24 protein-coding genes are annotated in these 24,213 nt (G+C 37.6%); 9 read left to right on the top strand and 15 right to left on the bottom strand.

The window, feature by feature from the left end; genetic code table 11:
* Positions 1-172 precede the first annotated feature (172 nt).
* The 5 genes from OQX63_RS07760 (at position 173) to OQX63_RS07740 (ending at position 5,502) form a co-directional block, all read left to right on the top strand.
* Positions 173-703 (top strand): hypothetical protein, encoded by a 531-nt coding sequence (locus OQX63_RS07760; protein WP_265850329.1) that lies wholly within the window; start codon positions 173-175, stop codon positions 701-703.
* 441 nt (positions 704-1,144) lie between these two features.
* Positions 1,145-2,062, top strand: a complete 918-nt coding sequence (locus OQX63_RS07755) for a DUF58 domain-containing protein (RefSeq protein WP_265850328.1) — start codon at positions 1,145-1,147, stop codon at positions 2,060-2,062.
* Positions 2,063-2,127: 65 nt separating this feature from the next.
* Entirely contained in the window at positions 2,128-2,589 is a 462-nt protein-coding gene (locus OQX63_RS07750) for a redoxin domain-containing protein (protein ID WP_265850327.1), read from the top strand.
* Positions 2,590-2,593: 4 nt separating this feature from the next.
* Complete coding sequence (locus OQX63_RS07745) at positions 2,594-3,112, top strand: DsbA family protein (protein WP_265850326.1); 519 nt, start codon at positions 2,594-2,596, stop codon at positions 3,110-3,112.
* A 653-nt stretch (positions 3,113-3,765) separates the two neighbouring features.
* Positions 3,766-5,502, top strand: a complete 1,737-nt coding sequence (locus tag OQX63_RS07740; protein ID WP_265850325.1) for a thiamine pyrophosphate-dependent enzyme — start codon at positions 3,766-3,768, stop codon at positions 5,500-5,502.
* A 406-nt stretch (positions 5,503-5,908) separates the two neighbouring features.
* Here OQX63_RS07740 and OQX63_RS07735 read toward each other — a convergent pair whose 3' ends face one another.
* The 3 genes from OQX63_RS07735 to OQX63_RS07725 form a co-directional block, all read right to left on the bottom strand.
* Entirely contained in the window at positions 5,909-6,379 is a 471-nt protein-coding gene (locus OQX63_RS07735) for a hypothetical protein (protein ID WP_265850324.1), read from the bottom strand.
* A gap of 219 nt (positions 6,380-6,598) precedes the next feature.
* The gene (gene hppD / locus OQX63_RS07730) at positions 6,599-7,729 is read right to left on the bottom strand and encodes a 4-hydroxyphenylpyruvate dioxygenase (protein WP_265850323.1); all 1,131 of its coding nucleotides are present in this window, start codon (positions 7,727-7,729) and stop codon (positions 6,599-6,601) included.
* A gap of 151 nt (positions 7,730-7,880) precedes the next feature.
* Positions 7,881-9,047 (bottom strand): homogentisate 1,2-dioxygenase, encoded by a 1,167-nt coding sequence (locus OQX63_RS07725; protein WP_265850322.1) that lies wholly within the window; start codon positions 9,045-9,047, stop codon positions 7,881-7,883.
* A 356-nt stretch (positions 9,048-9,403) separates the two neighbouring features.
* On the opposite strand from OQX63_RS07725, the gene OQX63_RS07720 reads away from it, so the two are divergent.
* The 3 genes from OQX63_RS07720 (at position 9,404) to OQX63_RS07710 (ending at position 12,249) form a co-directional block, all read left to right on the top strand.
* Positions 9,404-10,399 (top strand): fumarylacetoacetate hydrolase family protein, encoded by a 996-nt coding sequence (locus OQX63_RS07720; protein WP_265850321.1) that lies wholly within the window; start codon positions 9,404-9,406, stop codon positions 10,397-10,399.
* Positions 10,400-10,732: 333 nt separating this feature from the next.
* Positions 10,733-11,620, top strand: a complete 888-nt coding sequence (locus OQX63_RS07715) for a flavin reductase family protein (protein ID WP_265850320.1) — start codon at positions 10,733-10,735, stop codon at positions 11,618-11,620.
* A 23-nt stretch (positions 11,621-11,643) separates the two neighbouring features.
* Positions 11,644-12,249: a YdeI/OmpD-associated family protein gene (locus tag OQX63_RS07710; RefSeq protein ID WP_265850319.1), complete on the top strand. Its 606-nt coding sequence runs from the start codon at positions 11,644-11,646 to the stop codon at positions 12,247-12,249.
* On the opposite strand, the gene OQX63_RS07705 is transcribed toward OQX63_RS07710, so the two are convergent.
* The 12 genes from OQX63_RS07705 to OQX63_RS07650 all read right to left on the bottom strand — a co-directional run bounded on the left by OQX63_RS07705 (position 12,250) and on the right by OQX63_RS07650 (position 22,840).
* Positions 12,250-12,795, bottom strand: a complete 546-nt coding sequence (locus OQX63_RS07705) for a C40 family peptidase (protein ID WP_265850318.1) — start codon at positions 12,793-12,795, stop codon at positions 12,250-12,252. It lies immediately after the preceding gene.
* 117 nt (positions 12,796-12,912) lie between these two features.
* On the bottom strand, positions 12,913-13,275 hold the full coding sequence (locus tag OQX63_RS07700; protein WP_265850317.1) for a DUF4870 domain-containing protein: 363 nt from the start codon (positions 13,273-13,275) through the stop codon (positions 12,913-12,915).
* A 51-nt stretch (positions 13,276-13,326) separates the two neighbouring features.
* A complete protein-coding gene (locus tag OQX63_RS07695) occupies positions 13,327-14,028 on the bottom strand; it encodes an SDR family oxidoreductase (protein ID WP_265850316.1) in 702 nt (233 codons plus the stop codon).
* Between the two features lie 423 nt (positions 14,029-14,451).
* Positions 14,452-14,625, bottom strand: a complete 174-nt coding sequence (locus OQX63_RS07690; RefSeq protein WP_265850315.1) for a hypothetical protein — start codon at positions 14,623-14,625, stop codon at positions 14,452-14,454.
* A gap of 31 nt (positions 14,626-14,656) precedes the next feature.
* Positions 14,657-16,438, bottom strand: coding sequence for an aromatic amino acid hydroxylase (locus tag OQX63_RS07685; RefSeq protein WP_265850314.1), 1,782 nt, complete (start codon positions 16,436-16,438; stop codon positions 14,657-14,659).
* 530 nt (positions 16,439-16,968) lie between these two features.
* Positions 16,969-17,478 carry a GtrA family protein gene (locus tag OQX63_RS07680; protein WP_265850313.1) on the bottom strand — a complete coding sequence of 170 codons (510 nt, stop codon included), beginning with the start codon at positions 17,476-17,478 and terminating at the stop codon, positions 16,969-16,971.
* Positions 17,479-17,561: 83 nt separating this feature from the next.
* Positions 17,562-18,251, bottom strand: a complete 690-nt coding sequence (locus tag OQX63_RS07675) for a CAP domain-containing protein (RefSeq protein WP_265850312.1) — start codon at positions 18,249-18,251, stop codon at positions 17,562-17,564.
* Between the two features lie 191 nt (positions 18,252-18,442).
* Positions 18,443-19,207 (bottom strand): SDR family NAD(P)-dependent oxidoreductase, encoded by a 765-nt coding sequence (locus OQX63_RS07670; protein ID WP_265850311.1) that lies wholly within the window; start codon positions 19,205-19,207, stop codon positions 18,443-18,445.
* A gap of 217 nt (positions 19,208-19,424) precedes the next feature.
* Positions 19,425-19,700 carry a hypothetical protein gene (locus OQX63_RS07665; protein ID WP_265850310.1) on the bottom strand — a complete coding sequence of 92 codons (276 nt, stop codon included), beginning with the start codon at positions 19,698-19,700 and terminating at the stop codon, positions 19,425-19,427.
* 132 nt (positions 19,701-19,832) lie between these two features.
* Positions 19,833-20,315, bottom strand: a complete 483-nt coding sequence (locus OQX63_RS07660) for a DUF6252 family protein (protein WP_265850309.1) — start codon at positions 20,313-20,315, stop codon at positions 19,833-19,835.
* A 47-nt stretch (positions 20,316-20,362) separates the two neighbouring features.
* Entirely contained in the window at positions 20,363-21,046 is a 684-nt protein-coding gene (locus OQX63_RS07655; protein ID WP_265850308.1) for a 2'-5' RNA ligase family protein, read from the bottom strand.
* A 150-nt stretch (positions 21,047-21,196) separates the two neighbouring features.
* Positions 21,197-22,840, bottom strand: a complete 1,644-nt coding sequence (locus OQX63_RS07650) for a glycine--tRNA ligase (RefSeq protein ID WP_265850307.1) — start codon at positions 22,838-22,840, stop codon at positions 21,197-21,199.
* Positions 22,841-23,264: 424 nt separating this feature from the next.
* Between OQX63_RS07650 and OQX63_RS07645 the strand changes: the two genes are divergently transcribed.
* Positions 23,265-24,185, top strand: a complete 921-nt coding sequence (locus OQX63_RS07645) for a glycerophosphodiester phosphodiesterase family protein (RefSeq protein WP_265850306.1) — start codon at positions 23,265-23,267, stop codon at positions 24,183-24,185.
* Positions 24,186-24,213 lie beyond the last annotated feature (28 nt).

Below are 24,213 nucleotides of genomic sequence, written 5' to 3'. Positions count from 1 at the left end.
CGTAGCGAGATGCCGATTTCTCAATCGGCAGATATTGCGTTTTGAGTTGGTTTCATTATAATCGTTTGTACTTTAAATTGCTAAAGATTTGAAGCGGCGAGAATTTTGATTATTTTAAGCCTATTGAGCATATTAATTTTCCTGTCGACTTTGGTAATCAAAGATTTAAAAAATGAAAAATAGCTTAAAAGGACTTCTAATATTATTAACCGCCGTTATTAGTAGCAGCCATAACACATTTTCAGCTGATAAAAATCCAATTAATAATGCTATAGATAGCGTGGCTATTATAAAGAAAATCAAATCTGATTTTGCATCGATCAACAAAAAACTGAAGTTTTATAAAAAGAAAAAAAGAGATGCTTTCGGCATGTCGGCAGAGGGTGGTGTGGTGACCGGCTATTACAGTAAAGCTGCACTTAAAAAAATACATTGTGTTTTTTATGGTGAAACCGGAAAGGCTGAAATCGATTACTACTTTAACAACAAAAACTTATTTTTCCTTTATAAAAAAGAAACGGTTTACGATAAGCCGATTTATTTGAAAGATTTTAAAATTAAAAATAGTATAGAAACCCGTTATTACTTATTTGGAAATAAGGTGATTAAAGCCATAATAAAGCCCAACACATCTTTAGTATTATCCTTTGCAGAAATAAAGGCAGGACTTGAACCAATTTTAGGCATTTTAAATGAAAAATAGATCTTTGTATTTTAGGTTTTAGACGTAGCAGGTTTCACAAACCTGCTACGTCTTTTTTATTATATTTCGAAAGAAAGGTTTTTTGTTAGATGTTCAAACGATTTTTTGATTTTAGGAAATGTGGGGTTCAGTTTTTCATCGCATTTTCGGTCCCGCTGTCCGTTTGTAGTGCCCGCGCGAGGCCGGCAGCTACCACTGCCATCGGGTTTATTTACCACGGATAGTAGCACAATCTTTGCCACCTAAACCCGACCGTAGCGAGATGCCGATTTTTCAATCGGCAGAAGCGGGGGCGGGGCTGCATGAGCCTCTAAGTACTGCAATTGCTTTCCAAATCACTTAAAAAATATTCATGTACCTCAGAGCTATGCTGATTAATAAAACATATTTTTGCCATCCAAAACTGATTAGTTTTTACAAGTATTTTACTAGCTTTACGATATGCAGGTTGTAAACTACGAGAACGAAACAAGTTATGGTAATTTAGAATTGCTCGCCCAGAAAGTGGTTGAGGGTTTTATCACAGGCCTGCATAAAAGTCCTTTTCATGGCTTTTCGGTTGAGTTTGCCGAACACCGTCAATATAATAACGGAGATAACGTTAAAAATATTGATTGGAAATTGTACGCTAAAACTGATAAACTTTATAGCAAACGTTTTGAAGAAGAAACCAATTTGCGTTGTCAATTTGTGATTGATGTTTCTTCATCCATGTACTTTCCGGAATCGAAAAATAACAAACTGATTTTCTCCATACAGGCTGCAGCATCTTTAATGTACCTGCTAAAGAAACAACGTGATGCTTTCGGACTAAGCTTATTTACCGATGAAATATTGTTCAATTCTCCCGCAAAATCCACTACGGTACATCAGAAATTTTTATTTGCCCAACTGGAAGAATTACTACAGCAACCAAAGGTAAATGCACAGACCAATTTAAGTGAGGCGCTGCACCAGGTAGCAGAACTGATCCACAAACGTTCTTTGGTTATTATCTTCAGTGACCTGTTTAATACCCAAATCAATACCGATAAAACCGATCAGTTTTTTGATGCGCTGCAACACCTTAAGTTTAACAAACACGAGGTTGTGGTTTTTAATGTGGTTGATAAAACAAAAGAGGTAGATTTTAATTTTGAAAACCGCCCTTACCAGTTTATTGATATGGAGACCGGAGAAACGATTAAAGTCCATACCAATCAGGTAAAGGAGAATTATATAACAGCGGTTTCTACTAACCGGCAGCAGATTATGCTAAAATGTGCTCAATATAAAATTGACTTAATCGATGCCGATATGAAAGAGGGTTTTTATCCAATCCTGCAGTCTTATTTAATCAAACGGCAAAAATTGGGTTAAATTTTTTACAAACAAGACGGTTTAAGCACTGTTTTACTAATGATTTACATTTTAAGCTTCCTAATATGTTACAAAAAGGCGATACAGCACCAGATTTCGAATTAAATGCTACCCCCGATCAGAAAATAAAACTTAAGGATTTTAAAGGCAAAAATGTTATTCTGGCTTTTTACCCTGCGGATTGGAGCCCGGTATGCAGCGACCAAATGGCACTTTATAACGAAATGCTCAAATATTTTAATAAATATGATGCACAGATTTTTGGTGTGTCTGTTGATAGTGTTTGGTGCCACCTGGCCTTTGAAGAAAATAGAAAACTACATTTTCCGCTATTGGCTGATTTTGAACCAAAAGGCGCTGTGTCTAAAGCTTATGGTGTGTATGATGAAGAAGTTGGCGAAAGTAAACGGGCACTTTTTGTAATTGATAAAGAAGGTAAAATTGCATGGAGTTATTTGTCACCTGTAGCGGTTAACCCTGGTGCGGATGGTATCTTGGATGCATTGGAAGAATTAAACAAGAAATAAAGCGATGAGTGTATTAAAACCCGAAATAAATAGTCAGGATCATATTCAAGGTGATGATTCGGCAAGTATTACCATTGTTGAGTTTGGCGATTATCAGTGTCCATACTGTGGAGATGCTTATCCCATCATGAAAGAAATTGAAGAAACTTTTGGTCATCAGATCAGATTTGTTTTCCGCCATTTTCCTTTGGCCAATGCACACGAATTTGCTTTCCCGGCAGCGATTGCTGCAGAAGCTGCAGGTTTACAAAATAAGTTTTGGGAAATGCATGATGCACTCTACGAAAACCAGTACCGCTTAAATGCTGAGCTATTTGACGAACTTGCCGAAACCATTGGGTTGGATTTAGAGCAATTTCAGAAAGATAGTGCTTCAGAAGAGATCAAAACTATTATAGAAGACAATTTTGACAGCGGTATGCGTAGTGGCGTAAATGGAACACCATCATTTTATGTAAACGGAACCAAGTTTGATGGAGGTGCAACCGATTTGTACCAGATCCTTAAAGAAAGTACGGAGTGATTTTTTTTAGAATCAACCCTTACTTTTTTTAAAAAAAGCTGGAGACACCTGATTTTCAGTTGTAAAACCAAATGTAACAAGTAACATTAAAATTAGCATGCAGCTTAATTCGCTTTTCATAAAGACTCGATAGTAGGAATTTACTTAGGCTCGAGTAATATTTATCATATTAACTAACTCTTGAACTTCTGGCCTTGATGCGATCGTCATGCTGAACTTGTTTCAGCATCTTTCCTTTAGATATACCCTGAAATAAATTCAGGGTGACGATTACAATTAAATATATATAGAAAACCTTCAAAATGTTTCACTAATTCGATCTGAGATTATTGGCTAATTTAAACAAAAAACCTCATGTATTTTGCAATACATGAGGTATCAGATAAGGGTAACCGGAAAACTAAAAAACTAATTATGAGTTTTTAGAATTTAACAAAATTGAAATCGCTTCGTGTTTTGTTATATCAAAGGTGCACTTCATTTATGAAGTTTTAGTGAAGAAACTTTATTCAGCTATTACAGCTTTATTGATGTTACATTTGATCCAAAGTCTTTTCAAGGTCAGATTGGTTCTTTTTGCTTTTAGCCTAAAACAATACATCAGTTTCTGCTATTTATTAGCTATATAAAATCCATCATTTAAAAATATTTTCATGGGTAAAAATGTTGCAGAACAACTGGTTGAAATGCTGGTTGAGGTTGGTGTAAAAAGAGTTTATGCCGTTACAGGAGATAGTTTAAATTATTTTAACGACGCAGTAAGAAGAAATGGCAAGATAAAGTGGATCCACGTACGCAATGAAGAGGCTGGTGCCTTTGCAGCGGCAGCCGAAGCAGAACTTGACGGGATTGCTTGTTGTGCGGGTAGTTGTGGGCCAGGCCATGTACACCTGATTAACGGCCTCTATGATGCACACCGAAGCCATGTTCCGGTGATTGCCATTGCATCAACCATTCCGACAGGCGAATTTGGAATGGACTTTTTTCAGGAAACAAACACCATAAAATTATTTGATGATTGTAGTTACTATAACCAGGTAGCTACCACTGCCGAGCAGGTGCCAAGGATGTTTCAAACGGCCGTTCAGCACGCCATTCATAAAAAAGGTGTTGCCGTTTTTGGTTTGCCTGGCGATGTTGCACAACTGGATGCAGTGGAAAGTGTAACTTCTATGCAATTATTCACCAATAAGCCAGTGATCCGTCCTTCCGACCAGGAGTTGAAAGATTTGTCAGACCTGCTTAATGGTGAAAAGAAAATTATGATTTACTGTGGCATAGGTGCTGCCGAAGCGCATGATGAGGTGGTAGAATTAGCAGCTAAATTAAAAGCACCTGTAGGGTTTTCTTTCAGAGGAAAAATGGGCATACAATATAATAATCCATATGAAGTGGGAATGACTGGCCTTTTAGGACAACCGTCGGGCTATCATGCCATGCACGAGGCTGATGTAGTGCTTTTACTGGGGACCGATTTTCCTTACGTAAATTTTATGCCTGTTAAGAATAAAATTGTGCAGATTGATGAAAAACCCGAACGTTTGGGCAGGAGGGCTAAACTTACCATGGGTTTATGTGGCAACATCAGCGATTCGATAAAAGCATTATTGCCACTACTTACTGAAAAGAAAGATGATGGTTTCTTAAAATCTCAATTGGAGTTTTATCAGAAAGTGAAAGAAAGACAGCAGGTTTATGTTAAAGATCAGGGTGAGGAAAATAAAATACAACCTGAATTTGTAGCCGAAACCATAAACCGTTTAGCGGCTGATGATGCCATTTTTACGGTAGACACCGGAATGTGCTGCGTTTGGGGGGCACGTTTTATAGATGGAACGGGTAAACGCAAAATGCTGGGTTCTTTTAACCATGGCTCAATGGCGAATGCGATGCCGATGGCCATTGGTGCGGCATTGGCACATCCGGAACAACAAGTAATTGCGTTATGTGGTGATGGTGGTCTATCAATGCTCCTAGGTGATTTGGCTACCATTAAACAATATAACCTACCAATAAAACTGATTGTATTTAACAACAGGGCCCTGGGAATGGTAAAGTTGGAAATGGAAGTTGATGGTTTGCCTGACAATGAAACAGATATGATTAATCCTGATTTTGCATTGGTAGCACAGGCTATGGGTTTTAAAGGAATAACCATAGCTAAACCAGAAGAAGTAGAAACCGCGATCAGTCATGCATTAAATGAAGACGGACCAGTTTTGTTAAATATCATGACGAATCCAAATGCTTTAGCCATGCCACCAAAAATAGAATGGGCACAAATCAAAGGCATGACAGAATCGATGACAAAATTAATGCTGGGTGGGAAAATGAGCGAGGTGCTGGATACGATAAAATCGAATTATAAACATTTGGGGGAAGTGTTGTAGTTTAGAAAAGTTTCGTCATTCCCAACTTGGTTGGGAATCTTAATGCATGTTATGTTTCATAAGCATTAAGATTCCCGCCTGAGCGGGAATGACGAGCTAAATAAAAAAGACGTCATCTCGACTGAAGCGCAGCGAAATGGAGAAATCTATTAGAAAGATTTAGCTTCACCGGGCTTTCGAGTTCTTAGCGAAGCGATCATCTAAAGATTCTGATAGACCGGCCATCATCTCGACCGGAGTAACGCGAAGTGGATGCCCGTACAGGTGGGGAGAAATTTATTAAAATAAAATCTTCGCAGAATCCCTAGGTTGTCGGCTTCGCTGAAGAAATCTTTGGTTTTATAGCACTTTAAAAGATTTCTCGACTGCGTTGCACTTCGCTCGAAATGACGGTATTAATCGAAAACTATTTTCTCTTATAAAGTCCTTGCAGCTGTGTTAACGCAACTATCAATTTCTCTTCATCACCAGTTAAACAATAATATTTAATTCCGTTTTTATCATGATCAGGCTCAGCCTCTAGTTTATTAATAACCGGATAAACTGATTTAATTTTTGGGTTATTCTGTTCAGGACTGACCTTGAACCCATTCCAGGTCTGTATTTGAGATTTGGTGCTGGTTTCTTCCGTGGCACGATCTGAACTGGCAAATGTTTTTCCCATTGTAAAAACCCCGAAATTCATTTCCTCATCAATTGAAAATGAATTTGCTGTAATGGTAAATGCTGTTTCCGTACCATTATGCAAAGTAATATTGGTTCCGCCGATGGCTTTTGCCAATAGTTGATTGATGTTTTTAACAATTTCGGCCTTTGTTTGTGCGAAGCCACTGAATGATGCAGCCAGTAATAAAACCAGCGTTAATTTTGTTCTCATAATAATTAAGGTTTAAATGTTTGTGTGTAACTAAATTTAAATAATTATTTGATTAAAACTAAAAAAGAGCAGGTTTGAACCTGCTCTTTTTTGTGCTTGATTTTGGATCGTCGTCATGCTGAACTTGTTTCAGTATCTTTTGTCTGAGACCCTGAAATAAATCCGATAGCTATCGGATCAGGGTGACGCCTTAAATTAAATACATCACTTAATTCGCTATTACAAATTACCTCTTAATTCCTGTTCGCGCTCTAACGATTCAAACAATGCTTTAAAATTACCGGCACCAAAACTCTGTGCACCTTTACGTTGAATAATCTCGAAGAAAAGAGTAGGACGGTCTTCAACTGGTTTGGTAAAAATCTGTAAAAGATAACCCTCTTCATCACAATCAACTAAAATACCCAGGCTCTCCAATAAGGCTATTTCTTCATCAATTTTGCCTACACGTTGAGGCATCATATCATAATAGGCTTCTGGTGGAGCACTTAAAAATTCAACGCCGCGCGATTTTAATTCTTTAACTGTTTTAACAATGTCTTTTGTAGCTACGGCAATATGCTGAACGCCTTCGCCCTCATAATATTCCAGGTATTCTTCAATCTGTGATTTCTTTTTGCCTTCTGCAGGCTCATTGATCGGGAATTTTGAAAAACCGTTGCCATTACTCATCACTTTACTCATCAAAGCCGAATATTCTGTGTTGATCTGCTTATCATCAAAAGATAGAATATTTACAAAACCCATTACATCCTCATACCATTGTACGGCTTCGTTCATGCGGTTCCAACCTACATTGCCCACGCAATGATCAATGTATAACAGACCAGCATCGGCAGGTTGATAATCGCTTTCCCACACACGGTAACCTGGCATAAAAGTTCCATTATAATTTTTACGCTCAATAAACATGTGTATTGTTTCGCCATAAGTGTAAATTCCGCTCATTTTAACTTCGCCATGTTCATCTGTTAAGGTTTTAGGCTCCATGTATGGTTTAGCACCACGTTTTGTAGTTTCTTCATAGGCACTATATGCATCATCTACCCAAAGCGCCAATACTTTTACGCCATCGCCATGTTTTTTAACATGTTCTGATATTGGATGATCAGATTTTAATGCTGTGGTTAAGATCAGCCTGATTTTACCCTGTTGCAATACATAAGATGAACGATCGCGCACGCCAGTTTCTGGCCCGGCGTAGGCTAAACTTTGAAAACCAAATGCCGTTTTATAATAATGAGCAGCCTGCTTGGCGTTGCCCACGTAAAATTCGATATAATCTGTTCCGTTAATAGGCAGAAAATCTGGTGCTTTTGATATTTTTTCTGCGAATGTTTGTGTTTCCATTTGTTTGTTGTTAATTAAGTCCGAGTTCGGAGGTACGAAGTCGGATGTGATATTGTTAAATATGTTGTTATTAAAATGTTGAATAATTGCTCGTCATATATTTCATCTGCACGTTATCTTCGGACCTCGGACTACCGACTTCCTACTAATTTTATTCTACATTAATCTGCCAGCTTTTGTGATAATTTTCGTCTTCGATATCCACGGCGTCCTGTGTAAGCTTTAAAGGCTTAAAAGGATCGATCATTACTGCCAGCTCATCTGTTTTTTCTTTTCCAATCGATTTTTCTACAGTACCCGGATGTGGCCCATGTGGAATACCTCCAGGATGCAGGGTAATCTGTCCTTTCACCACGCTTTTGCGGCTCATAAAATCACCATCTACATAATAAAGCACTTCGTCGCTATCTACATTGCTGTGGTTATATGGTGCAGGAATCGAATCGGGATGATAATCGTATTTTCGGGGAACAAATGAGCAAACCACAAAATTGTGTCCTTCGAAAGTTTGGTGAACCGGAGGTGGTTGGTGTAATCGGCCTGTTATCGGCTCAAAATCGTGGATAGAGAAAGCATAGGGATAATGATAACCGTCCCAGCCTACATAATCAAAAGGATGTGTACCATAAGTGTAGGGATAAATTAAACCCTGTTTTTTAATGAGAACTTTAAAATCGCCATACTCATCATGTGTTTGCAGGTTCTCTGGTAATCTTAAGTCGCGCTCACAATAAGGCGCATGCTCCATTAACTGTCCATATTGATTTAAATATCTTTTTGGCGCCCTTAATGGACTAAAACTTTCTACAATGAACAACCTGTTCTGTTCAGTATCAAATTCCATCTGATAAATGGTGCCCCTTGGAATAATCAGATAATCGCCATAAGCAAACTTAATTTCTCCGAATCCCGTTTTTAGCTTTCCAGAGCCTTCATGTACGAAGATCATCTCGTCCGCCTGACTATTTTTGTAGAAATAATCGGTCATCGATTTTCTTGGTGCAGCTAAAACGATATGCAGATCGCTATTTACCAGAATGGCTTTTCTACTTTTTAGAAAATCATCTTCCGGTTTAATGTTGAAACCAATTAAACTAGTGTGTTTCAGGTGCTTTTCGCGCGCTATTTTGGGTTCAACGTTGTAAGGCTCACCTAAATGTTTTACAATGGTTGGCGGGTGGCAGTGATAAACCAATGAATATAAACTGGAAAAACCTTCGGTTGATACCAATTCTTCGGCATAAAGATTTCCATCAGGTTTACGAAAAACCGTGTGTCGCTTAGCTGGAATCTGCCCCAATTTATGATAAACAGGCATAATTAAATGGTGTTATGGTTAGAAAGAAAAAATCCTAATGAATTAACAATTAAAACGACGATGCGTTTAAATTTAAAAAGAAAGGTGAATGAAATTACAGTGAATACTGAGCCATGATCAGCTTGGATAGCATCTTATAGCGACGGGCTGCAATAGCGTCGTTTACCAGATTAATATGTAATGCTTTTAAGATCATGGTTTTAATGGTACCAAGATAAGTATTTTATTTAAAAGTTAAAATTTTAATTATCTTTAATTACCTCTTCAAAAGTTTAATGCATTAAAATAATAACGCTCAAGTTTTATTTTGAATGGGCTAATTTCTTAGCTTTACCGCGTATTTAACCAAATCATATATGAAACTAGTATCTTATAAGACCGAAGACAGGGAGCATCTTGGCATATTTATCGACGGACATATTTATAACTTAAATAGTTGCGATAAATTGCTTCCAGATAATATGAGTATGTTTTTGCAGGGTGGCGAAGTGTTAATGGAAAGAGCAAAAAGGATAGACGATCAAATAAAAGAGGGTAGTTTAGCTGCTAAAGAAGAAATTTTTTACGAAATTTTGGCTCCTGTTCCACATCCTACCAGTTGTCGTGATGGTTACGCTTTCAGGCAACATGTTGCTGCGGCACGTAGAAACAGAAAGGTAGATATGATTCCTCAATTTGATGAATACCCGATCTTTTATTTCACTAATCATAATGCTATTCAGGGAACAGGAGAAATTGAATGCATGCCAGATCATTTTGATAAGCTGGATTTCGAACTGGAGCTCGCCATTGTTATTGGTAAAAAAGGTAGAAATATTAAAGCTGCCGAAGCTGATGAATATATTGCAGGTTATATGGTCATGAATGATATGAGCGCACGTACTTTGCAGATGGAAGAGATGTTGTTGAATTTAGGTCCTGCAAAAGGAAAAGATTTTTCTACCGTAATTGGCCCATGGCTGGTAACACCTGATGAGTTATTGCAGTATAAGGTTGCGCCGAAAGAAGGACACGTTGGTAATGCTTACGACCTAAAGATGACTTGCCGCGTAAATGGCATAGAAGTTTCTAAAGGAAACGCCGCTGATATGGACTGGACTTTCGCCGAAATTATTGAACGTTGTGCCTACGGTGTAGATATTCTCCCTGGTGATGTAATCGGTTCCGGAACCATTGGAACAGGCTGTTTTTTAGAGCTGAACGGTACCGGTTTGTTAAACGATCCTAACTATAAAGTACAGTGGTTACAGCCGGGCGATGTTGTGGAAATGGAGATAACAGGCTTAGGTGCATTGACCAATACCATTACGAAAGCTGATACGGATTTTTCGATCCTGGCGTTGAAGAAGTAAGAAGGTTTCTTAAATTAATTGTAATTATTTAGCAGTTAATATTTTTAATGCTGGATTATTATGCAATCGTCATCCTGAATTTATTTCAGGATCTACAGGTTAGATGCTGAAACAAGCTCAGCATGACGATCGTTGCTGAAAAAATAAAGAACTATATAATTAGAACGAATTCAGGTTTAGATTACTTTATTCAATTTTGTTAGATAAAGCATACAGCAGTTTTCATTCCGATGTTTCCATCAGAATAATAGCGTATGGAAATTCAGCTATTTCCTGATAACTATTGCTTTTGCGCTTCAAAAAGAATCATTATCAAATTAATCATTTCAAGTTTTGGTATCACTTAAGACCTCAAATTTAACGCCAGTAGAACTACAAAACTACCTGCAATACGCTATCGCTCCGCGTCCGATCTGCTTTGCCTCCACTATTGATACTGAAGGAAATATAAATTTAAGTCCTTTCAGTTTCTTTAATATGTTCAGCACCAATCCACCTATTTGTATTTTTTCGCCATCGAGGAGAGTGCGCGATAATACCACTAAACATAGCTTGGAAAATGTACTGCAGGTTAAAGAATGTGTGATTAATATTGTAAACTACGATATGGTGCAGCAGATGAGTTTGGCCAGTACTGAATATGCTAAAGGTGTAAATGAGTTTGAGAAAGCAGGATTTACCATGTTAAAGTCTGACCTGGTTCAACCACCAAGAGTTGCAGAAGCGCCGGTGCAGTTTGAGTGTGTGGTGAATGAAGTAATTTCTTTAGGTGAGAACCATGGTGCCGGAAACCTGGTACTGGCTGAAATAAAAGTGATTCATATTAATGAAGCGGTTTTAGATGAAAATGGCAGGATAGATCAGCATAAAATGGATCTTGTTGCACGTTTGGGAGGAGATTGGTATTGCAGAGTTACCAGTGATAATTTATTTAAGGTAGCAAAACCTTTGGCTAAATTAGGTATTGGTGTAGACCGTTTACCACAATCAGTCCGCTTTTCGAAAGTGTTAACAGGAAACGATTTAGGTATGCTCGGTAATGTTGAGCAAATACCTACTGATGAAGAAATTGATCTGATCAGCACAAATTCAGAAGTAAAAGAAATACTCGATGCTACTATTGGCGACAGCACCAACCGCGAAAGGGAATTACATGAACTGGCAAAGAAATTTCTGAATAGCGGAGAGGTAGAACTTGCTTTAAAGGTTGTTTTGCTGTAGCTTTATGAACTAAATTTTCAGCTATGCATACCAGTGTTCAAGTTGACCAATACATTATCAATTCTGCGGAATTTGCCATTCCCATTTTAGATCATTTAAGGAATTTGGTACATAAGGCAGATGCCCGGATTGAAGAGAAAATTAAGTGGGGGATGCCGTTCTTTGATTATAAAGGTACAGTTTGTCACATAGCTTCATTTAAGCATCATTGTGCCTTTGGTTTCTGGAAAGGAGCGTTAATAAGTGACGAATATGGTATTTTTAAAGAACAGTCCGAATCCATGGGCTTATTAGGCAAAATAAAATCTTTTGATGATTTGCCTTCAGATGAAATCCTGATTGCCTACATTCAACAGGCTATTCAATTAAATGAGGATAATATAAAACTGCCGTCAAAGCCAAAATCTACAGAGAAAAAAGAAATTATTGTACCTGAATATTTTATGGAGGCTTTACAAGAAGATCCTGCAGCGCTATCGGTATTCCAGAATTTCAGCCCTTCCAATAAAAAAGATTATATTTTATGGCTCGAAGAAGCCAAAACAGAAGCTACCAGATTAAAAAGATTGGAAACTACTTTGTTATGGCTTGCAGAAGGTAAAACAAGGATGTGGAAGTATAAAAAGTAATTAAAGGATACTTACAATTTTCATGAAACGGTCTTTGTAATGGCCGTTAAGATCCGTAATGGTTACCTGGTGAGTTTTACCAGAGGAGGCATGAATAAATTTGATCCCGTTTTCATCGATGGAATAAACGATTCCTACATGACCGATCTTTCTTATTCTGGAATTAGTACCTGTAAAAATCAACACATCACCCACTTTTGCATTTTCTAAACTGGTTTCTTTACCCGCAGAACTAAACTCTCTAGAAGAACGTGGAACTTTGAAACCGAAATTACTAAATACATAACTCACAAAGCCAGAACAATCAAAACCAACTTTTGGGTTGCTAGTAGCGTAACGATAGGGGATACCTAACATACTTTTGGCAAAATCGATAAGAGTTGTGGAATTTGTGGAAGAACTGTTTTCTGTAATCGTAGCATTTTTGGGAAGATTGGCCACTAATTTCTTTACCAGTTCCTGGTATTGCGCGGGTAAGATTGTTTGGGCTTTTCCTGCCGTGGCAGACAAAATGAAAAACAAAATCGGGACTATTATTTTCTTCATATGTTGGGGTTAAAGATATGAAAAATATATAAAGTGTATTAAAATGTTGAAAACCAATTAAAACAAAAAAAAAGTCCGGGTAACTACCCAGACTTAAATTAGAATATTTAGCTTCGATTAAATACTTGGAAACATGGTTTGAGCTTTGTCGCCAATTAACGGAAGCGGTTTTAGTTCGCTGTTATTCGCACTTACAGCACCTAAAATAATCAAAATTAGGTAAGCAATATAAACCACATAACTCAAGTAACCAAATATTGCAGTTGGTATAATCATAACTAATATGGTTACTGCCACATTTAGTACGATTATAAAAAGATGAAGCAATAAAGATTGCCTCAAGTGATAACTGGATAGTGCTGTTTTATTATCTTTGTACATTGCAAAGTACGATATTAGCCAACCAATTAGAAAGATGTAACTTACAACAGCAGCATTTTTTCCACTGTCGACTGTTTTAAAAGGAGAATTTGTTTCCATAGATTTTTTTAGTTTTTCAATTACTGCCGTAAATTACTAAAAATTATCATATTATGGTGTAGTAACTGCTACTGGTAAAATTTTTCCATTAAAAAATTTATGTCCGGTTTTAGCAAAATCAGCAACATATTTTCCCATTTCAAAAGCCATCACCGGACTTTGGTATCCCGGAAAAGCTGCTTCCAGCATTTCTGTCTGTGCCGATCCTAAAGCAAGGCAGTTGATTTTTATTCCTGTTTCTGCTAATTCAAAAGCCAAACATTCTGTTAGCGTGTGCAAAGCCGCTTTACTTGCTGAATAAGCAGAAAGTCCGGGGAATTTAACACTTCCCTGAAAGCCACCCATGCTGCCAATGTTAATGATGTGGCTTCCGCTTTGCATTAATGGCAATAGGTTCTGGATCATTCTGAAATGTGAAATCACATTGCTCTGTAACATCTCTCCCAGATCCATTTCTGTAGTTTCTAAAAATGGTTTGTTAATTAAAGCACCTGCATTGTTGATCAGGATATCTATTGTACCTAAACGTTCTTTTAAAAAAGGGATCAGCGCGGCATAATCATCATTTACGATGTCAAATTCTACCGGTAAAAGTGTACAATCGGGATTGATGCCACGGGCAATTTCCAGCAGTTTACGCAATTTATCTGCCGAACGGGCAATGGCAACAATTTTATTTTCTTTATGTAAGCAAAACTCTAAAGCGGTTTCGAAACCGATTCCGCTACTGGCACCTGTAATTATAATATTCATTAAAAGGAATTAAAAATTGTTGTAAAGTTAAAAGGTTGAAATGTTCCGAACCTGTTGAAATCAAAGTTAGGAAAAAAAGAGTAAGTCGACTAAAACCTTATTTGCGACAAGGATTAGAAATAGGGATTACATCACTTAATTTACACATTATGCTGTAAATGTAGTTGTCCTCGTTATAAATGAGGAAGATTGGAATTAATAAGAAATTTAAGCTATTTGAACGATAAGTTCGTCATGCTGAATTTATTTCAGCATCTATTTTGCGTTAAGACCCTGAAATAAATCCGATAGCTATCGGATCAGGGTGACGACTGACTTTTGAACCCTTCCTAATTTGCAACCTATCAGTTAATTCCCAGTTCATCTCTTAAATCACTTTGCCATTTAGATGGGTCTTTAATATCCTTAAACATTAAATTTCCTTCAGTATTTGTCAATTGCTTTTTTTAATTTCTGATAAGATTCCTTAGGTTCCTCAACCATATTGGGTTGATGGGCTTTGATATCAACATCTTCTACAAAAGATAATGCCTTAAGCATCTTTTCAAGAAGCGCAGCATTTTGTTCGTTATCTACTTGTACTGTGATAGTTGTCATAATGTAAAGTTAATGAAATTAAAGCGATTAATCAATCTTCCACAAGGAGCTGGCTGACCGGGTTTTTTATCACATGTAAACCATCATTGATTAATTTGGTATGGTCTAATTCTTTACTTGCCTTTATTTCAAGATAGACCTGGATTTCCTTTTCCAACTGATGATAAACCTCATTATGGTAAATAATTTCGAGAATTTCTAAGGCACAAAGCCAGTCTTGCCTGTGGTTTGTTTTTAGTTGAAAGAAGATTTCGCCAAGCTGATCCAGATTCTCGCCACTTTCCCTAATCGCTCTAACTTTTTGATATAAACCATGGAGTTTTAAAGTTTTATCATCATAAGTAATCTGATGCGTTTTCTCCTTGCTAATTAACGTAATCTCTTCGTAAGCATCTTTATCAGCGGCTCCGTTAAAAACCGAAACTATGGTTTCGCCTATAGCCATGTCGTAAATACCCCATTCAGGTTTAAACAATATATTTCCGTTACTTTCGCTAACTGTACAATTGTTAAAGGCAATTAAAAGGAGTTTACCGTTTTCTATAATCATATCTTTAACTTCACCTGTCATGCTAATACCGCTTTCAAACGTTATTACGGTTTTCTCTCCTTGGATGATGTTCAAAGATTGGAGTTCTGATAGACTGTAATCCTCAAATGGTTTATCTCCTCCCTTTAAGCGTCCTACAGGAGACGAAAAGCCATCAGCGTGGTAATCTTTACCATGTGCAGCTAGTTGTTTATTGTTAAAGGCTAGGGCAGACGGTCCTGTAGTTTTAATAAATGTAACTTCATCATTAGTATTAATGCCCATATCGGTAAAAATACCGCTGACCTGCAAGCCAGAGCTATAAACAGCGGTGGCTACATTTTTACAGGCAATTGCTTTCATTATACTTTCGGCTCCACCTTTTCTAAAGGCCATGGTATTGGCAAAGGTTTCCAAAACATCAATTAGGTTTTGAAATGTTTCGGTTACAAAAAGCTGAGGTTGTGGCTTGGTAATATCGTAGGCATAGTTAATGGTATCCATGTTGTACCAAAGTTTCTCTACATCTTTTTGCATGCAGGTTGCACTTTCGCCAATAGAAGAAAGTAAGCCGGCACCATAAATTTTCGGGTTTTCTAAAGTGCCAATCAGGCCATATTCAACGGTCCACCAATGTAAACGGCCAAGTAATGCCATTTCAGAAGGCTCGCCCATATTCTCACTGATGTAGCGCAGATCCTTTTCTGCCTGGGCAATCTGTAACTCGTCAGCATCTACAGCTTCTTTCAGAATCGATAATTTTCTGATGGCCTCGTAAAGCTCAAAATCTTTTGCCGAAAACATGGCTTTTGCACCGATTGAGCCAAAATAACTTAAATATTTATTGTAATCGGTATCTGCTATAATTGGTGCATGGCCGGCACTTTCGTGTATAATATCTGGTGCAGGGGTGTATTCAATGTGGTTAATCTGGCGGATATCAGCAGCAATTACCAATACACGATAAGCCTGATATTCCATAAAAGCTGCAGGCGGAATAAAGCCATCAACGGTTACGGCGCCCCAACCAATCTTACCCAGGTTATCATTCATGGTTTGCAGGTCTGGAATGTATTCTATACTCAAACCAGCCCGCCGTAAGCCCTTTATGTAAGGGTAATAAGCAACATTTTTAAGATAGCTGTAATTTTGGCGCATTACATACCGCCATACTGCCTGGTCTATAGGTGTGTACTTCTCGTAATTTTGCGCAACAATAAATTGCTTTAAATGGTTGGGCAATTTAGCTACCTGCGCATTATTAAAATCATTAAAATGGCTCATGGTTATTTATGAAATAAGTTGGTCGGCAGCTAAGTTAGGGTGTTGTTTTTATCTTAACAAGAAAGCAGCTGCATAAATTAACAGGTTAACGTAATAAAGGTTTAGGATGGTTAAAATGATAGGTTAATAAGGAAAGGTACTGTAGCATTCATCGGGAGGCTCCGGTCGGGCTGTTTGCTATAGCTGTTGCTGCCCTTCGACTCCGCTCAGGCCGACAGCAAAAGGATACCGCTTCCATCACGTTTAGGTACAAAGGTTGTGCTGATGAACCCGGTTTTTAATCCACTCGCTATTAAAATGCGAATAGTCGCAGTACCGTGGCCACCTAAACCCGACTGGTGCATAAAGCCCGTAGCGAGGCACGAGTGAGGCCTTGAAGCGAAGGCGGGACTGAAGAAACCCAAATGCTTGTGGAACTGCTTTCCAAAAAAATAACTTGATGGTATGAAGCTAATAATTAGGAAAGGTACTTTAGCATTTCATCGGGAGGCTCCGGTCGGGCTGTTCGCTATATCCGTGGAAAATAATTATTAATCCTTCTTCACATTTTTATCCCCAATTTTTTTTACACTAAATGTAAAGTAATGCTGGTAGAGGTAGCTGAAAAGTGCCATTAAGACTGAAACAAGTATTCTCGAAAGCATTGCCAAAGTTGGGTAATCTCTCAAAAGTTCGAGCAAAAATTTCAATAAAACATAGTTTGCCAGTATGTTTATAAACTGGAGGTTTAAAAACCTGAAAAGCTGAACCCTTCCCTTTAATTCACTATGTGTAAATATAACATATTTGTTAAGTAAAAAACTGGTTGGAATAGCAATGATATAATCTATTAATAAAGAGGCCGTTTCCCTTTGTAGTACAATTACACCAAAGTTTACCTCCTCAGTTTTAAAAATGAAAAAGTAAGCAAAATAATAACTTAAAATTCCTAATAATAAAGTGCCACCACCAGTAGCCAGATACCTGAAATTATGTAAAGAAATAAATTTTTTAAATGGAGGATAAAAAAAATCTATTATGGCTAAAATTGCTTTGCGCATTACTTAAACTATTCGTTTTGGTTATTTTTGGGCGCAATTTACAATTAAATTTTTATTGCTCATTAATAAGATCATTTATGTGTTTACTCCTCATAAACATTAGCAGCAGGTAAGGCTACAAAATCGATTACTGCACACCAGCTGTAAGATGGATGGGGTTGAATGCTTACGCCAACTGTGTTTAATTTAAATTTTTGGTCTAATAAGTTAAACCGGTGACCAAGGGAAGGTACGCCACAATCTAACAATAGATGGCATACAATATCTAAGCTGTTCGAAAAACCAAAGTCGATATTTTCGCTCATGGCTTTATTCGGGAAATATTTGGATAAACGTTTCGAAAACTTATCACCGTTGCTGCTTTCATGTGTGTCGAGGTTGTTTCGGTTAAGATCTTGGGCATGGCTACGGCTTAAGGCTGATAATTCGTCATTAGGATAAAATACCGGTAAATTTTTTATGCCTCTTAAATGTTTTAATAAAGAAATATAATAACTGTTGTTACGGGCAATCCGCAGTTCATTGTAATTTCTATATTGCTTTACTTTAGCGTTATAGTTATTAATGTAATCTTCTAAAAATGTGTAATAAAACTTTTCCCCGTCAATGCGGATCAGGTTCATGTACATCACCACATTTTTCTCTTCATTAGTTAAATAATTAGCATTTGCTGCAGTATTCGCCCTACGGAACTCCGCATCTGTCCACTTTTGAGCATTTACGCTGCTAACAAAAGTTAAGAATAAAAGGGTAGGTAGAAATAGTTTAGGCATCTGATGCTTTTCATGGATAACGCCATTTGATGCAGATTATTTTCTGGTTGTAGATTTGGATGGTGTTTAGCGCATGGCGTTTAGTGGTTAACGTTGACGGGTTACCAAAAAAGATAACCACCAAGGCACTAAGAACACAAAAAAATAATCTTTCTGCCTTCGTGTCCTGGTGGTTAAAAAGCACGAATGATTTATAAGAACATACCGCCAGATGCTTCAATGCGCTGTGCATTAATCCATCTCGCATCTTCAGTGCATAAAAATGCTACTACGCCACCAATATCATCTGGTAAGCCCACCCGACCTAAAGCGGTATTAGCAGCAATTCCGGCGTTGAGCTGATCATTATCTCTTACTACTCCACCGCCAAAATCGGTTTCAATTGCACCTGGAGCAACAATATTGGATCTGATTCCTCTTGAACCTAATTCTTTTGCCTGGTATTTAGTTAGGGTTTCCATGGCACCTTTCATAGAAGCATAAGCCGCATAACCTGGAGTTGCAAAACGGGCCAATCCGGATGAAACATTAATGATTCCGCTACCATCATTTAACAAGGGCAAGGCTTTCTGAGTTAAAAAGAAAGCCCCTTTGTAGTGGATGTTTACCAGGGCATCAAATTGTTCCTCCGTAGTATCAGCAAATGAAGCATGGATGCCAATGCCTGCATTATTGATCAGGAAGTCGAATTTTTCTGCATTGAAAACAGATTTTAGCACACTTTTAACTTCTGTAAAAAAGGCATCAAAAGTTTTAGCATCGCCAACATTTAACTGTAGTGCTGCTGCTGGTACACCCAGCGCTTTTATATCATTAACTGTATCTTCTGCTTCCTCTTTTTTAGATTGATAGGTAACCATTACACCAATTCCTTTTGCGGCAATTTTTAAGGCAGCGTTTTTTCCCAGTCCGCGGCTACCACCGGTTACCAGGGCAATTTTATTTTGTGTTTCCATTTTCTTTTTATTTGTTAAACAAAATTAGATGGAAATCGGCTGTTAAAATGGTGAGTGTTTAAGTAAAAATGGTGATTGTTTAAGTTTTATGTGTTGACAATTTTTTTCTTCGCAGCTAAAGACTCGAAATAAGCCTCGCGATACTGTTTTGGTGTTTGGCCAGAGAAGTGTTTAAAGAACTTGGTAAAGTTAGATGGATCGTAGGTTAAAATTCTGGCTATTTCTCTATTGGCATGTTCACATGCTGTAACATCGATTTCGAAATCTCCATTAAACGCTCTTCAAAAAAATAACATGGCGAATGTCCTGTAGCAGCCTTAATAGTATTGCTTAGATGTGTAGGATGAACGTGAATAAGCCCGGCAAAATCTCTTACTTCAAACATCTCGGTTGTCCGGCCTGATACCACATCGTCCAGGTGTTTGTCTAATTCCCTTAAAAAATCTGCCGCAATTTCATGTCGGCGGGCAAAAAACTTCTGTGGAATTTTCATGTCAATAACTTTTGATGACTAAACAAATATAACATTCAGTTAAATGAATATGAAATAAGGTTGCTGGCAGCAGTTTTTATGATGGAAGGATGATATGCCATGCGATTTATCGATGTTGTGCATGTGCGTGGTTTATTGCTTATCTATGCCTAGGTAAAAAATTCCATCGATTGTTTTTGCTATCGTTTTGCTATAATCTGTTGCAATAAAATGGAAAGTGCCTTTAATCTTTTGATCAGTTACGCTGAGAATCTGTACCTTTCCATCACTTAAGACATAATTTTCTTCATTTTCGCCACTTTGTGCCTTTTTAACATAAGCACCGGCTACCTGTATCTGGTTGAGATTTAAAATATATTCTCCCACTCCGTTGTAACCGATAATGTTCAGGTTGATCATCCGGTTTGAACCGTTACCTATTATCCTGAGCATTTTATCGCTTGGGCTGATTGTAAAATTGCTACTAATTACAGCATTGTCAGTGAATTCTATTAAAGTATCATCTATTTTTATGCTAAAAATATCTTTTTCGGGTAAAGGTGTTTCTTTTTTGCAGGATGAAATAAAGAGGAGGCAGGTAAATGCCAAGGCGATTAATTTGAAAGATAGTTTCAAGAGTGTTAAGTTGTTTTTTGGTTAATAATGCCGCGAAGATATGGGATTTATTGATCGAGTGAAAAGATATGCAATTTCTTAACGTATTGTTCTCGCTGGTACCAATCGTTATAAACCAATTCGATTTGCTTCACTTCGAAAGTGCCGAAGTCAAAATTTCTATATTTCTCTAGCAGATGGAATAGTGCGTCCGGGGCTTGAAGCTGTTTTCTTAATCGCACGATAGTTGAATGTGCCGTTTGAATGGCATATCTCTTGTCGATGCTTTGCTGTAAATCAGTATTTTTAAAAGCAAACCTCAGATCATTACGTATCTGGTTTAGTGTTTCAGTTAAAAATCCCTGAATCAAAATGCAGGAAGGTGAAGCCGTAAGCCCTTTAAAATGAATTCTGAAACTCCGATAGGCGTTTAAAACCTGCTGAATCACCTGGACATAATCATGAATGTTAATTGCGTTCAGATCAAAGCCGTCATAGCAGGAAATGACCGACATTAAGGTAATATGGATATCTGCATTTTGATAATAATACTGATCAGGCTCAATGGCTTTTACTTCAGCCAAAAATTGCTGGATTTTATGATTCGTTTCGGCATCAGGCCTGATGACCAAAGTAATGCCAAAACGATTATCGGCGTCAGAATCGATTAAGCGATCTATTTCGTAGTTACCATTAGCTATTTTGGCAATCGAATCCCTGTAAAGTTTGTTATAATGTTCGGCTAAATTCATTTTTCTTACACAAAAAAGTCGCAGGGGTAAAACCTGCGACTTGATAAAACGGTCGTCATCTCGATCGAAGCATCGCGGAGTGGAGAGATCTATTTTGAAGCAGATCTCTTGGCTTCGTTGCTCTCCGATGGAGATGACGGATTTATACTTTTATGCCAACAATGTCTTCCAGCTTACCGCCGAGCCGATAATATTTCCTAAATCGGCAATGGCTACACGTTCCTGCTCCATGCTATCCCTGTGGCGAATCGTAACCGTATTGTCTTCTAAACTTTGGTGGTCTACAGTGATACAGAAAGGCGTACCTACAGCATCCTGACGGCGGTAACGTTTACCAATTGCATCTTTCTCTTCGTAAATACAGTTGAAATCGAATTTCAGCTCGTCCATAATTTCGCGCGCTTTTTCCGGTAAACCATCTTTTTTGGTCAATGGGAAAATGGCTACTTTATATGGTGCCAAAGCAGGGTGTAAGCGCAATAAGGTACGGCTGTCCTGTTTGTCTTCGGTGCTTAAATCCTGCTCTTCAAAAGCATTAATCATGGTTAAGAGGAACATGCGGTCTAAACCAATAGAAGTTTCGATTACATAAGGAATGTAATTACCATAAGGTTTGCCTACTTCATTTAAATCATTATCAAAATATTGCATTTTCTTGCCAGAAAACTCCTGGTGCTGCTTTAAATCGAAATCGGTACGGCTGTGGATTCCTTCAACTTCTTTAAACCCGAACGGAAATTCGAACTCGATATCGGTTGCTGCATTGGCATAATGCGCCAGTTTAACATGGTCGTGGTAACGGTATTTTTCAGGGTTGGTACCTAAAGCTTTATGCCATTTTAAACGTGCTTCTTTCCAGTATTCGAACCATTTTGTGTCTTCGCCCGGGCGAACAAAAAATTGCATTTCCATTTGCTCAAACTCACGCATACGCATAATAAACTGGCGGGCAATTACCTCGTTTCTGAAAGCTTTACCAATCTGCGCAATACCGAAAGGAATTTTCATCCTGCCTGACTTTTGAACATTTAAAAAGTTAACAAAAATACCCTGAGCAGTTTCCGGACGAAGATAAACTTCATCACTGCCCTCAGCCATTGCACCAAATTGTGTGCTAAACATCAGGTTAAACTGACGTACATCTGTCCAGTTAGAAGTTTTAGAAATTGGGCAGATTACTTTATAATTTACGATTAAATCTTTTAGCTGTGCTAAGTTTTCAGATTTAAGTGCAAGGTTCATCTCTACTTCAAGCGCTAAACCTTTTCTTACAAATCTCCAGCTGGCCTCATCAACAAATGGATATTTTGCATTGTCTAAAATCGTTTCCTCATCTTTAAAACCAGGAATCCATGCAGCCTGTCCTTCATCGCTTAAACCTAGTATTTCTGTTTGAAAAGATTCAAATTTGGCTTTGTTTTCTGCACTAAAATTAGCTAATTCCGAATACAGTTCATCAATTTTATTTTCCAGTAACTGGTCGGCGCGGTAACGTTTTTTCGAATCCTTATTGTCAATCATCGGGTCGTTAAAACCATCTACGTGTCCGCTGGCTTTCCAAACCTTAGGGTGCATAAAAATTGCAGAGTCAATCCCTACAATGTTTTCGTGCATTTGCACCATGGCTTTCCACCAATAGGTTTTAATATTGTTTTTTAACTCGGCACCCAATTGGCCATAATCGTAAACAGCACTTAAGCCATCATATATTTCGCTGCTCTGAAATACGAAACCGTATTCTTTAGCGTGTGATATTACATTTTTAAATTGTTCGTCGTTATTCTTTTGAGCCATAATGCAGCAAATATAATAAATAAGGTAAAAGGTAAGCGGTTTTGATCAACATAAAAGCCAATGCTATCGTCATACTGTTTAGATAGCTATTAGAATTATTGCAGCATCTTTTTAAAGAATCAAATGCCTGACCAATCAGGATATTGTCTTAAATCACTTATATGTTTTAAAGGTTTAGGAAAGCAAGGTCAGTGCTAATCGGTTCCAGAGTTCCTGCTTTCTGCTTTACTTCGTTACACTAGTGCCCGCTGCAATCAGGTTTAAGTGGCCAAAGTATAGCATTATTAATGGTTCAAACCCGTTTAGCTTTAGAAGTGCTTAATAGACCTAATGGTGCTATTCATCGATTTCAGCAATTAAACCTCTAAACATTTAACATTCCATTTTACCACTTCCATCTTCCATTTTTTTCTACTTTTGAAGTATGAAATTCCATCATTTGTTATTCCTGGTTATTGTTATCGTTTTTGCCTCATGCAAACCTAAGGAGAAAAAACATCGTTATATTAAATTCAATACAGTTAAGGAATTATATCAATTCTTAAAATGGGCACCAGAGAACCGTTTTCCATTAATTAGTGCCCATCGCGGAGGCCCAATGCCCGGTTATCCTGAAAACTGTATTGAAACATTCGATAATGCCACTACTTATAATCCGGTCGTAATCGAATTTGATGTCGCTTACAGTAAAGATTCCGTTATGGTGATTATGCACGATGATCAACTCGACCGTACATCTACAGGGAAAGGGCCAATTGGAAATTATACCTATGAGGAGTTGAAAGCTTTTAACCTCAAAGATGATGAAGGGAAAGAAACAAAGTTTAAAATCCCTACTTTAGATAGTGTGCTGAGCTGGAGCAAAGGAAAAGTTTTATTGACCATCGATTTGAAAAAAGGTGTTTCGTATGCAAAAGTGATCGAAAAAGTAAGGCAATATAAAGTAGAGTGTAACTCGATTATCATTACCTATACTGCAGATCAGGCCAAAGAGGTGCATCAATTGGCACCTGATTTAATGATTTCTGCATCTATTCAAAAGAAAGCAGAATTGAAACGGTTAAACAACATGGGAATACCGAATAACCGAATTGTCGCTTTTGTTGGTGTTTCAGCCCCAGGTAAAGAATTTTATCAATACCTACATCATAAAGGTATTACCACTATTTTAGGAACGATGGGAAATATTGATAAAAGTGCGATAACCAGTCCGGCGAAGAATGTTTATTATCATTTGGTTAATAACGGTGCAGATATTTTGTCTGGCGATAATTTACAACAGGCATCAGAAGAGTTGGATAAATTTAGGTATAACAAAAAATTAAGTTCACCGCATATTAATTAAGCACAGATGGAAAGGATGCACACGGGTC

It is taken from the genome of Pedobacter sp. PF22-3 (assembly GCF_026239555.1).
Classification (GTDB): domain Bacteria; phylum Bacteroidota; class Bacteroidia; order Sphingobacteriales; family Sphingobacteriaceae; genus Pedobacter.
Note: the sequence above shows the minus strand (reverse complement) of the source record. Positions and strands in the feature narration are given on the sequence as shown.